The 12,528-nt window shown below is 52.5% G+C and carries 8 protein-coding genes and 1 tRNA gene; 8 read left to right on the top strand and 1 reads right to left on the bottom strand.

From position 1 onward, the window contains the following. Positions 1 to 47 precede the first annotated feature (47 nt). The 6 genes from J2I46_RS29010 to J2I46_RS29035 all read left to right on the top strand — a co-directional run bounded on the left by J2I46_RS29010 (position 48) and on the right by J2I46_RS29035 (position 8,741). Positions 48 to 1,235, top strand: a complete 1,188-nt coding sequence (locus J2I46_RS29010) for an acyltransferase family protein (protein ID WP_207332603.1) — start codon at positions 48 to 50, stop codon at positions 1,233 to 1,235. 284 nt (positions 1,236 to 1,519) lie between these two features. Continuing rightward, the gene (locus J2I46_RS29015) at positions 1,520 to 2,560 is read left to right on the top strand and encodes a sugar phosphate isomerase/epimerase family protein (RefSeq protein ID WP_207332604.1); all 1,041 of its coding nucleotides are present in this window, start codon (positions 1,520 to 1,522) and stop codon (positions 2,558 to 2,560) included. A 191-nt stretch (positions 2,561 to 2,751) separates the two neighbouring features. After that, a complete protein-coding gene (locus J2I46_RS29020) occupies positions 2,752 to 3,042 on the top strand; it encodes a Dabb family protein (protein WP_207332605.1) in 291 nt (96 codons plus the stop codon). A gap of 42 nt (positions 3,043 to 3,084) precedes the next feature. Then, a complete protein-coding gene (locus tag J2I46_RS29025; protein ID WP_207332606.1) occupies positions 3,085 to 6,696 on the top strand; it encodes an alpha-L-rhamnosidase in 3,612 nt (1,203 codons plus the stop codon). 165 nt (positions 6,697 to 6,861) lie between these two features. Continuing rightward, positions 6,862 to 7,827 carry an NADP-dependent oxidoreductase gene (locus J2I46_RS29030; protein ID WP_207332607.1) on the top strand — a complete coding sequence of 322 codons (966 nt, stop codon included), beginning with the start codon at positions 6,862 to 6,864 and terminating at the stop codon, positions 7,825 to 7,827. Positions 7,828 to 7,832: 5 nt separating this feature from the next. Continuing rightward, positions 7,833 to 8,741: a helix-turn-helix domain-containing protein gene (locus tag J2I46_RS29035; protein ID WP_207332608.1), complete on the top strand. Its 909-nt coding sequence runs from the start codon at positions 7,833 to 7,835 to the stop codon at positions 8,739 to 8,741. A gap of 17 nt (positions 8,742 to 8,758) precedes the next feature. Here the strand turns inward: J2I46_RS29035 and J2I46_RS29040 are convergent, their stop codons facing one another. Further along, entirely contained in the window at positions 8,759 to 11,203 is a 2,445-nt protein-coding gene (locus tag J2I46_RS29040; protein ID WP_207332609.1) for an ABC transporter permease, read from the bottom strand. 319 nt (positions 11,204 to 11,522) lie between these two features. Between J2I46_RS29040 and J2I46_RS29045 the strand changes: the two genes are divergently transcribed. Both J2I46_RS29045 and J2I46_RS29050 read left to right on the top strand, forming a co-directional pair. Further along, positions 11,523 to 12,317: an enoyl-CoA hydratase/isomerase family protein gene (locus J2I46_RS29045; RefSeq protein WP_207332610.1), complete on the top strand. Its 795-nt coding sequence runs from the start codon at positions 11,523 to 11,525 to the stop codon at positions 12,315 to 12,317. A 49-nt stretch (positions 12,318 to 12,366) separates the two neighbouring features. Next, positions 12,367 to 12,440 (top strand) — tRNA-Arg (locus J2I46_RS29050). The last annotated feature ends 88 nt before the right edge of the window (positions 12,441 to 12,528 follow it).

Here is a 12,528-nt window from a genome sequence, read left to right on the forward strand (position 1 = left end):
GCAGTAGCGAAAGGAGGCACTTTTGCTGGTAAACAAACGCACGTTGTATGCAACCGACTTCTGCTTCGTCAACGACTCCTGCTCCATTCACCAGCACTGGCCGCCGCCACGACCTCGACTGGCTTCGAATCATCGCCATCATTACGCTCCTTTTTTACCACACGGGTATGATCTACGTGTCGTGGGGGTGGCATATTAAAAGCGAAACGCACAGCCAACCAATGGAAGAAGTAATGCGCTGGCTACACCGCTGGCGAATGCCACTGCTGTTTTTCATTTCGGGCGCGGGTACGTTCTTTGCCCTGCAGAAACGCAGCTACGGAGCCTACGCCAAAGAACGCGTCTGGCGGCTGTTCATTCCGCTTGTTTTCGGCATGTTCGTTGTGGTGCCTCCTCAGATTTACATCGAATGGCTTTTCCGAGGCCGATTCACCGGCAGCTATTCCGACTTCTATCCGGAAGTTTTTCACTTTCAGTCGTACGAAGATGGCGGCACGGGTGGTGCCTTCAGCTGGCACCACCTCTGGTTTATTTGCTATCTGTTTTTTTATTCGTTGCTGAGTATCCCGGTTTTTCGGTGGTTGACAAGTCCCGGTGGTCAACGGGTCACCAACCGCTTGGGTACGTTGCTCAATCGCCCGGGCGGTGCATTGTGGCTGGTGGTACCCTTGCTGATAAACGATGTGGTGCTGGGCGGCTTCTTCCCGAATGAAACCCACGGGCTTACCGATGACTGGGCGTATTTTATGAAGAACCTGCTTATTTTCTGGACGGGTTATGTACTCATCAGCCGCCGGGAATTCTGGCAAATCCTGGCCGATCAGCGACGGTATTATCTGGTGGCGACTCTTGTTTGTACGGCCCTTTTGTATGGCTCGCGCGCTGTGTGGAGTGACGACGTTATTGATCAGCACGCGCTACTGAGAACGGTATACAGTTTCAACAGCATTAGTCTTACGTGGTTTTCGGTATTGATGACGATCGGCTATGGTTATACGTACCTGAACAGAAACCATCGCTGGCTACCACAACTGAATGCGGCCGTGTACCCGTTCTACATTCTCCATCAGACCGTTATCGTATTGATCGGTTATTACGTGTTAACCCGCACTTCGCTGGGTGTCTACACCGGCTTCCTGACAATCAGCTTCTCGTCGCTCGCGATCTGCGCAATAACGTACCTGGCCCTGATTCGCCCTTTTCAACTGATACGACTCTTTTTCGGGGTAAAGTAAGCTTTGTCGTTGTGTATTGCTTCACGCGCAAAAGCAACTAGTACGTTACCCGGTTTGTCGGCTGAAACGCTCAGTCTGTCGGCGTTTCAGAGCGAATAATCGAATTTAGTTGCACATTCTGGCGAAAAAACAGTGCTTTGGCCGGTTAATACCGGCGCAGTGCATCCAGCCTGTTTTGATGAGCCGGAGCGCCCAATCGGTAGTAGATGGACCGGTTAAACGCGTTTGCGCAGTAAAGCCGTCTCATTCCTGATCAACTAAATCCAGTTATAACCAACCAAACCATGAAAAACGCGTCTACTCGTCGTCATTTTTTGGGAACCACAGCCGCTCTTATTTCGGGAGCCATCATTGGAAGCCCTAAACTGTTTGGTGCACCTGCGCTTATTCGCAGCCTCGGCGATAAACCCAATTCGCTGATCGATGGTGTACAGATTGGCGTCATCACCTACTCATTCCGGGATATGCCCGACCAAAGCGCCGAAGCAACCCTGCAATACGTGCTGGATTCGGGCATCAGCGCTATTGAATTGATGGGTGGGCCTGCTGAATCCTTTGCCGGTGCGCCCAAAAATCCGGTCGACATGCGCGCGATCTTCCCCCTGATGCGAAAGCGGCGCGATAAGCAGGAACTCACCCAGGACGAACAAAAACTGCTGGCCGACGCCGATGCGCAGACAAAAGCGTACCGCGACGAAGTGGCCAAATGGCGGCTTTCAGCACCAATGGCCAAGTTTGAGCAGGTTCGGAAAATGTATAACCAGGCAGGTGTGAAAATCTATGGTTTCAAACCTGATGCTTTCGGGATGCAGAATTCAGACGCCGAGATCAACTACGGCATGCAGGCGGCCAAAACGCTGGGTGCCAACCAGGTCACGGTCGAACATCCGGGTAATGACGCACACACCTTGAAGCTTGGGCAGATGGCGCAGAAACACGGCATCCGCGTAGGATACCACGGCCACGAACAACAAACGCCTACCTTCTGGGATACCGCCCTGGCGCAGTCGCCCGGCAACGCCATGAATTTTGACCTGGGGCACTACCTGGCCGCCGGTCAGCCCGACCCGCTGGCGTTGATTCGGCAAAAACACGACCGGATTGCCAGTATGCACATTAAAGACCGCCAAACGCCCGCTCACGGAAAAGGAAACCTTCCCTGGGGACAGGGGGATACGCCCTTATTCGACGTCCTGAAGCTCATGCGCGACCAGAAATACACCTTCCCCGCCACCGTTGAACTCGAATACCAGATTCCGACCGGCTCAAACGCCGTGGCAGAAGTAAAGAAATGTGTTGCCTTTTGCCGGAACGCGCTGAGTTAGGAATAGCTGGTAACTAATAGGCCTATTAACGATTCAATCTATTGGTTACCAATTGTTTACTAAAAAAATGCGCAACTGGCCAAGCGGTAAGAACCGCTGTCAACAAAAGCTATTCCGCATCCAATCAACCCTTCTTCCTGGCGGGCTTGGGTCAGTTCTTCCGTCTAAAGAACCTCTAGTATCGATTCCCCATGATTACCCACACCGTTTTCTTTACCCTGAAACATCCGTCAGACTCTACTGAAGCGAACCAATTTTTCGATGCTGCCCGGGAATTAGCCGCCATCCCGGGCGTACAGCAGTTTACCTGCCTGAAACAGATCAGTCCGAAAAACAAGTTTGACTTTGGCCTGTCGATGGTATTCGATACGCAGGCGCTCTATGATCAGTACACGAATCACCCAGACCATACTCGCTTCGTTGCCCAATATTGGACAAGCAACGTGGCCGATTTTATGGAGATCGATTATCAATCATTCTAGAACTACCGGCCCGTAACCGATCCCATGACGTACCCACCACCTATGAAACGCCTCCCCTTTCTTCTTCTGCTGCTTTTCGTTGTCAGTACCGCATTCGCCAATGTCTCGATCGTTAACCTGAACGTCGATTATCAGCCCACACCACTGGGCATTGATCAGGCGACGCCTCATTTTTCATGGCAAATGAAAGCACTGGATACTAAGACCGGGTACGTTCAGACAGCCTGGCAGCTCGTCGTCACTGACTCGAAAAACCAGGTGGTATGGGACTCAAAACGGGTCAATTCAGACCTGTCGCACGGCATCGAATACGCGGGTAAGGCCCTGCAGCCCACCACCCGCTACACCTGGCGCGTCACGGTTTGGGACAATAACGGGCAAATGGCCACCAACGCATCCTGGTTTGAGACCGGTCTGATGAACCCCGACATCACCGCCTGGTCGGGTGCAAAATGGATTGGCGGGAGCAACGATGATCTGGTGTTCTATTCGCATTACCTCTCGGTTTTCAAATTTCAGGTTGGTCTGCAATTAGACCAGGCCACCAACTCCACCAGAGCGGCGTTTGTGATAGGCGCCAATGACCGTCGACTGATGGACAAAAACCTAAATCTGATGGGGATGCAGAACAGCCACAACCAGTGCTATATCGCCTTCGAGCTTGACATATCGACGGTAACGGATTCGCCGGATGGTCTGGCCAGACTGAACATCTACCGAGTTGGCTATGCCCCCACCGACAAAGCTGACGTTCCGTTTAAGCGCCTCGATATTCCCCAAATGCTGATCAACAACGCCAATAAATACGCGAAGCACACCATTGGGGCCGAATGCAATTTTGGCCTGTTTGAGCTGTTCATCGATGGGAACGATGAGGCCCATAAGCTGAAAGAGAAGAACGCGGCCCCACAGTCGCCCTTCGCCGCGCGCGGTATCAACCTCAATCCGGTAGGTAGTGGCAATAACTTCATCAGCTTTCCGATGGTGGCCGATATCGGCTTTAACGTACCTGAGAAGCAGACAGCCCATTTTTCGCAGGTGGAGATCAGAAACTTTCGGTATCCGTCTAACGCCTTATTTGCAGAAAATCTGAGTAATCAGCCATACAGCGGCATCTTTAAATCGGGCAACCTGAGCGTTGGTAACGGACAATACACGGTGAAAGGCGGGGCGCTGATTACCGCCAACCCCAGCCGGAATGCGGCGCCAATGCTTAGAAATACATTTACCACGCAGGCCAAACGCATTGCCAAAGCGCGGCTGTATGTGACGGCACGGGGCATTTACGAGCTGTACCTGAATGGCAATCGGGTGAGCAACGATTATTTCAATCCGGGCCTGACCCAGTACAACAAGCATCATATGTACCAGACCTACGATATTACGGGGGCGGTGAAGCAGGGGCAGAAGAACGCGATTGGGGCCTGGCTGAGCGAAGGATGGTGGAGCGGCAACATCACCTATAGCGGCGAAAGCTGGAATTATTTCGGCGACCGGCAGTCGCTGTTGAGCAAGCTGGTTATTACCTACGCCGATGGTACGGAACAGATCATCACCTCAACCCCCGGCGAGTGGCGGTTTTTCAACGATGGCCCTGTTCGGTACGGTTCGTTTTTCCAGGGAGAAGTGTATGATGCCACGAAAGAAGCGCTGGTGACGAACTGGGCCACGCCCGCCTATAACGACGCCAGTTGGAAGCCCGCCGTAGAAGTGCCGCTGGTAGGTACGTCCTATCAGGGCACGTTCACCGATCCGTTGGGCCGGACGTCAACCTTCGATTATGCTGACTTTAAACTGGTTGGGCAGATGGGCGATAATGCGGGAAAAGTAAAAACCATGCCCGCCCTGAGCGTTACGGAAGTTCGCCCGACCGTGTTTGTGTACGACATGGGGCAGAATATGGTGGGCTTCCCGCAGATTCTGATCAAAAACGGCAAGAAAGGGCAGATCGTCACGATGCGCTACGCCGAGGTGAAATACCCGAATCTGGCCGAATACAAAGACAACACGGGCATGGTGATGATGGAGAACATCCGGGCCGCACTGACCCAGGACACCTACACGCTGAAAGGCGGAGACGAAGTTATTCAGCCCCGATTCACCTTTCATGGCTACCGCTATCTGGAGCTGACCGGCATCGACAAGGCCATTCCGGTGGCCAACGTTAACGGCATCGTTATCAGCTCAATCTCGGCGCTGTCGTCGCAGTACGAAACCTCGAATAAGCTCGTCAACAAGCTTTGGCAGAACATTACCTGGTCGCTCCGCAGCAATTTCCTATCGATTCCGACCGACACGCCCGCCCGCAACGAACGCATGGGCTGGAGCGGCGATATTTCCGTTTTCTCGCGCAGTGCAACGTACCTGACCAACGCCGATCTGTTTCTGCGTCGGCACCTGCTGGCCATGCGCGATGTCCAGGCCGAAAGTGGTCGGTTTACTGACGTGGCTCCGATGGGTGGCGGTTTTGGCGGTACGCTCTGGGGCAGTGCCGGCATTGTGGTGGCCTGGGAAACGTACCGCCAGTATGGCGACGTGGCCCTCTTGAAGGAACATTACGACGCCATGAAACGCTACACCCAGTTTCTGGAAACAAAAGTTGACAAGACAACCGGTATTCTGAACGAAGGCCCGCTGGGCGACTGGCTGAGTCCTGAAGGAAATAAGAACGACAACACCCTGTTCTGGATGGCCTACTACGCCTATGACCTGGGCATTCTGGCGAAGGTGGCTACGGTTCTGGGGAAACCCGACGAAGCAGCTCAGTTCGCGAAACGGCAGGGCGAAATAAAAGCTACCTGGAACACCATTTATCTGGACCCAACAACGCACAGAACGATTAAATCGGGCGTAAAAACGGGCTTCATGGGAGCGCCTAATGAGCAGCAGCTGACCCAAAAAACGGACAAAGGCGAGTTGATTGACACGCAGGCGTCATATGCGATTCCACTGGCGCTGGGCGTGGTCAATGAGGCAGGCAAACCGGCTGTTGTCCGGAACCTGAACGCGGCGATCGAGCGGAAGAACAAGGACGACGGCGGTGTTGAACGCCCCGCTTATTCCCTGATGACCGGCTTCATCGGAACGGCGTCGATCACCGATGCGCTTTCCGAAAATGGCAGTTCGGCCAATGCCTATCAGTTGGTACAGCAGCAGCAATATCCGTCGTGGCTTTATTCGGTAGTGAACGGCGCGACCTCTATCTGGGAACGTTTGAATTCGTATACCGTCGAGAACGGATTCGGCGGCAACAACAGCATGAACTCGTTCAACCATTACTCATTTGGGGCCGTTGCCGCCTGGATGTACAACTACTCTCTGGGCATTCAGCGCCACCCCGACAAAGCTGGCTTTAAAGAGATCATCCTGAAACCCACCCCCGACCCGACTCACAAGATGACCTTCGCCAGAGGCTACTACGACTCTGTCTATGGCCGAATCAGTGGCGAGTGGACGTGGGAAGGAGCCAAGTGGAGGTATACCACAACGATACCGGCCAATACCAAAGCAACGCTCTACCTGCCCGCAAACAGCACAAGTCAGATTACCGAAAAGGGCAAACCGATTGATCAGCTAACAGGCGTCAGTCAGGCGAATGGCCAGATCCGTATTCCGTTAGGTTCAGGAAGCTACTCGTTCGTCATCAGTCAGTAATCATGACTTGTGCAGCCTCAGTCCGAAAAGCACGTTGGCAAAGGCTGGGTACGTTCTCTTTACTGGCTACGGCTGGTTTGGCTTAAAGAAAGGGCATTCTCACTAAATCTGCTGCCCATCGCCGGCTGACCTTTGTTGCATCAATCAACTAAAAAACGGTTTGTGATGAAGGCAGTTAGAATTCACGAGTTTGGTGGACCCGAGGTACTGAAACTGGAAGACGTGGAGCGGCCTGTTCCCGCGGCTGATGAAATCCTGGTGAGCGTGTATGCCAGTGGTGTGAACCCCACAGACTGGGCGATTCGGGAAGGCGGCAACGATCTGTTGAGACCTTTGTTGACGTTACCGCTGACCCCTGGATGGGATGCGGCAGGTGTTGTTGCCGAAATTGGCAGCGACGTAACCGGATTTAAGAAAGGCGATGCGGTGTATGGGGTTCCCAACTTTCCCGGCGACGGCAGCTACGCCGAGTATTGCGTAGCCAAAGCAGGCCAATTTGCGCTCAAACCGGCAAGCATTAGCTTCAATGAAGCGGCGGGGGTTCCTCTGGCTGGACTCACGGCCTGGACGGCCCTCTTCGAGTACGGCAAGTTGCAGCCCGGACAACGTGTGCTGGTGCAGGGTGCCTCGGGGGGCGTTGGTAGTTTTGCCGTACAGTTTGCCAAAGCTAAAGGTGCGTATGTGATTGGGACCGCTTCGGCCGGCAACCTGGATTACCTGAAACAACTCGGTGCCGACGAGGCAATTGATTACCAGGACCAGTCAATCTCAGCATTGATTAGCGACGTTGACGTTGTACTGGAAGCGTCGCCTCTTCGCAACAACACAGAGCGGTTGAAATCGGTCAGCCTACTGAAAGAAGGGGGCGTACTGGTAACCGTCAATATCGATTTGCCGTTTAATGATGCAGTGTTAACGGCACTTGCCCAAAAACAGGCCAAAGGCGAACTGGCTGCCAACCAACCCAGGCAGGACTGGTTAATCGAAATTGCCCAACTCATTGATGCAGGCAGCGTAAACGTCTTCGTCAGTCATGTGTTCCCGTTGGAACAGGTGGCTCAGGCACACCGCGAAAGCCAAACCTGGCATGTTCGGGGCAAATTGATTCTGGAAGTGCGCCAAGAAAAATAGACGGCATGAAGCAATTTAAAACGATCAGCGAGTTTCATACATTCAGGAATTTACCCCGGCCACTACATCCGCTGATCAGCCTCATCAATGTCGGCGACGTAACGCAGTTGCATCGCGATGAGCCGACGAATCTGGTCTTTGATTTTTATAGTATCGCCCTGAAACGGGTATCCAACGTTAGCGTGCACTACGGGCAGCAACCCTTTGATTTTACTGAAGGCGTTCTATCGTTTATAGCACCCGGTCAGGTGATCCGTCTTGCGCGTATAGATGACAACGAATCCGTTAGCCAATCGGGATGGGTGTTAAACATCCATCCCGATTTTCTATGGAATACTACCCTGGCCAGGACCATCAGGCAATACGACTTCTGGAGCTATTCCCTGCATGAAGCCCTGTTCCTGTCGGAAAAGGAAGAAGCCACCCTTAACCACCTTATCCAGAGTATTCAGCAGGAATATCAGGCTAACATTGACCAGTTTAGCAAGCCGATCATTATTTCACAACTCGAAACGTTACTGAATTATTCCGACCGGTTTTATCAGCGTCAATTCATTACGCGGGAAAAGGCGAATCATCAGCTGCTCGACCGTTTACAAAGCCTGCTTGATGACTACTTCGACAACGATTCCTGGGATAAAGGCGGACTACCAACGGTTCAGTCCATTGCCGATCAGCTCCACCTTTCCCCAAAGTATTTAAGTAATCTGTTACGCACGCTGACTGGACAAAACACGCAACAGCACATTCACGACAAGCTGATCGAGAAAGCAAAAGAGAAGCTCTCAACCACCGATTTATCAGTTAGTGAAATTGCCTATACACTGGGTTTCGAGCATATACAGTCATTCAGCAAACTGTTCAAAACAAAAACAAATCAGTCTCCCCTGGCTTTTAGAGCTTCGTTCAATTGACAAACGTCGGCTTTCCCCTACTCGCTCTTTAGCACGTCCACCGGGTTACTCCTGGCGGCTTTCATTGTCTGCGAGCCAATCATGATAAAGGCAATCAGCCATACAACCAGCAGACCGGCCAATAGCTCAGCAGCTTGTACGGGTACATGATACGGAAACCTGGTAAGCACCACGTTTTCGAAGAACAGGTACGTTACTGGCAACGCAATAAGCGCCGACAGCGACAGTTGGACGAGGAAACCGCGACTCAGTCCATAGACAAGGTTACCAGCGCTTGCGCCCATCACTTTGCGGATGCTGATCTCCTTCAGCCTGGTTTCGGTTGTGTAGGCCACCATCCCAAACAAACCCATCGAGGCAATTGACATAGCAAGTACTGACAGAAAGCCAATGATCTTGATCATGGCCGATAGTTCGCTGTATGCCTCCTCTATAGCGTCATCGTAAAATTCAGCCTGCAGTGGATGAACCCGATCGATCTTCTTCCACGCCGCTTCGATCTTAGCCCTGGTCGCCAGCAGGTCAGTGCTTTGAATTTTAGCGTTGACGACCGTCTGGTCTTCGGGCGTCCAGCACATGAGGGCCACCGGCTCAATGAGGTTGTCGATCTTGCCGTAGTGAAAGTCGTTCATCACGCCAACAATGGTCATCCGGCGGGTTCCGTGGAAGCTCCTGAAGGTGATTTCCTTCCCAATGGCCTTTTCGGGGTCATTGTTACCGATGTTGAATCGCTTCAAGACCTGCCGGTTAACAATCACTTCGGTGGCCGCTGCGGTTGTGGCGGGGCGTGCCTTGAAATTTCCCCCGGCAATGAGCTTGTACTCATGCAACGCCATGTACTGTTGATCGACGTGGTTGGTCATGACTAGCGCAGAATCACGCGAATCGGTGTAGGTCATGTATCCACCCCAGGCATTCCCCACGCTGGTGACGATCAGCGACCGCGATACGCCCTTTACCTCTGGTATCTCGCTCAGTTCCCTGACAAATGCGTCGGGTTTATTTCCCTGCATCGGTATATTCAGAATATTTTCGGTGTTGAAGCCAAGGTCGAAAGCAAGTATGTTTTTGTATTGCACGTAGCCGATGGCGGTTGTGGTTATAAAGATCAGGGTGAGCGTGTACTGAATCACCACCAGGGCCTGCCTGAGCGTGACGTGTTTGACTGCTTTCAGTGCCGGAGCAGCTCCATTCCTGAGCGCACTGATTGCGCTGACTTTTGAAAAGAAAAGAGCAGGTAACAAACCGGCAGTTACCCCCACCGCGACCGAAAAAACAATGAAGGCGATGATCATCATCGGGGTAAGTTCGAGCTTCACCGTACGCTGCATCTCTGGGGCCAGACTGATCAATTGCGGCCGTAAAATCAGAAAGAAGACGAACGAAAGGAGAAGGGCCGCCAGGGAAATCAGGATTGCCTCGGCCAGAAACTGTTGCCCGATCTGTCTCTTTCCGGCGCCGATTGCTTTCCGAAGGCCTATTTCTTTGTAGCGGCGTATGGCACGGGCCATAGACAGATTCGTGTAGTTGAAACACGCCGATAAGATCACAACAAGGGCGAGTCCGCCGAGTATCCAGAGTACAATCGGAGGCATATGAGGGCCCACCGAGCCAGGCCCACCCTCAGACTGGCGGAGGCTCTCGCCGACCACAATTTCGTGTAACGGCTGAAGCTCAAGTTGGATTTTCACACTTTCATCAGCCCGGTTTTCCTCCTGGGCAAGGGCATCAAGCTGAGCCTGAATTGATGTCAGGTCGGCAGTTTCGGGCAGCAGCAGGTATACGAAGTTCGATGACACACTGGTCCATTTACCGACCTTATCATTGCTTCTGTTAAGCTGCTCAACCGTGGCGAGTGATACCAGCGCGTCGAAGTTGATGTGTGAGAAAAAGGGAACGTCTTGCATAACGCCGGTCACCTGGTAATCGAGCGTATCGAATCTGATGGCCTTACCAAGTGCCGATTGGTTACCGAAAAGCCGTTTCGCTGCTGTCTCCGTAAGCACAATCGAGTAAGGTTCTTTCAAGGCTGTCTCGGGGTTACCTTCCAGCATCGGATAGGTAAAGACCCTGAAAAACGACGGATCTGTCCAGAAACCCTTTACTGGGATAATGTTGTCACCAACTGTTGCATCCTGCGAAAAGTCGTTGCGCAGAATAGCCACATCTGCACCAGCGTATCGGTCAGTGCCGGTCATTTTCTGGCGGATGAGCCTACCGACCCTTAGGGAGGAAGTAGCAAATTTGCCGCTCCGCTGGCGGTTTTCGGTCAGTATGCTGGTAATGCGATAGATGCGCGCTCCATTCTTGTGAAACCTGTCGTACGAATACAGGTCGAGCACGAAGGCAATCAGCAATAGACCAACAGACATACTAATGGCCAGACCAATGATATTGATAAACGAGAACAGCTTGTTGTGCAGCAGGTTGCGTCTCGCTGTCTTGATATAGCTCCCGATCATGATTCAGATGAAGAAAGGATTTACAATGTATTGAATGCACGAGTAACCTGCCGCAAGAATACCAGGTACGTAGAGGCAATAGGAAAAAATGGGGTGAACAGGGCTAAAAATGGGATGAAGTAGACCTGCCGTTTTCACGAATAGGCATCAACTCTGCGCTAAGCTAGCCAGAAGCAATTTGCTGTGTAGTGTACTCTCCTCGCCTTGCCAGACTAACCTGCGCGCAATAAAACAGCGCAAACGGCCAAGTATAATCCAATGGTTTTCCCTGGAAAATCAGTATGCTTGCATACTAATTAGTACAAGACATCTAAAATCCGTGTTCGAGAACCTACTGTATTCTGTTGAAGAGGGCATTTGCCGCATTACGCTTAATCGCCCCCAGGTCTACAATGCCCTCAGTCCCGGCCTCATCAGCGATATGACCGCCGCTATCAATGCCGCTGGTGCCGACGAAGCCGTGCGCGTCATTGTGCTGACCGGAGCGGGCGAAAAAGCGTTCTGCTCGGGGGCTGATCTGAAAGAAGGATTCGCCAACGCGCAGGCATCGGGCGGTATGGCCCTGGGTAAGTCGCTGCGAAACGGCTATAACCCCATGATCATGGCCATGCGTAACGTACCTAAGCCAATTATTGGGCGGGTAAATGGTGTGGCGGCGGGTGCGGGTTTCTCGCTGGCACTGGCCTGCGACGTACTCGTTTGCAGCAATGAGGCCTACTTTAGTCAGATCTTCGTCAACATTGGCCTCATGCCCGACGCAGGCTCAACATTCTTTCTGCCCCGGCTGATCGGTTCCCAGAAAGCCTTTGAGCTGTGCAGCACTGGTAGACGGGTTTACGGCCCCGAAGCGGCGGCGCTCGGCCTGGTTAACCGATCGGTATCAGCCGGTGAGTTAGACAATGTCGTGGGGGAATTAGTGGCCTATTATGCTGCCGCGCCTACCCTGGCGATCGGTGCTATGAAAAAAGTTTTGAATCAATCGCTCTATTCCAACCTGGCTCATCAGCTGGAACAGGAGGCTGACAATCAGGACTATTTAGGTCAAACCAACGACGTAGCCGAGGGTATTGGCTCGTTCCTGATGAAAAAAATGGCAAGATTTCAGGGCCGCTGATTTGACAAAGCCCTTTTTTGCACTACTTTTGCAATCCCAACACGGGAATGCTTTCGTAGCTCAACTGGATAGAGCACCTCACTACGGATGAGGAGGTTTGGGGTTCGAATCCCTACGAGAGCACGAAACAGTGCCGAAACCCCCCATACACAACGTATGGGGGGTTTTTCGTTTCCTAACCCCTTTCCTAGACAGAATTTTCGGCCTCTTT

It is taken from the genome of Fibrella forsythiae (genome assembly GCF_017353175.1).
Lineage (GTDB): Bacteria > Bacteroidota > Bacteroidia > Cytophagales > Spirosomataceae > Fibrella > Fibrella forsythiae.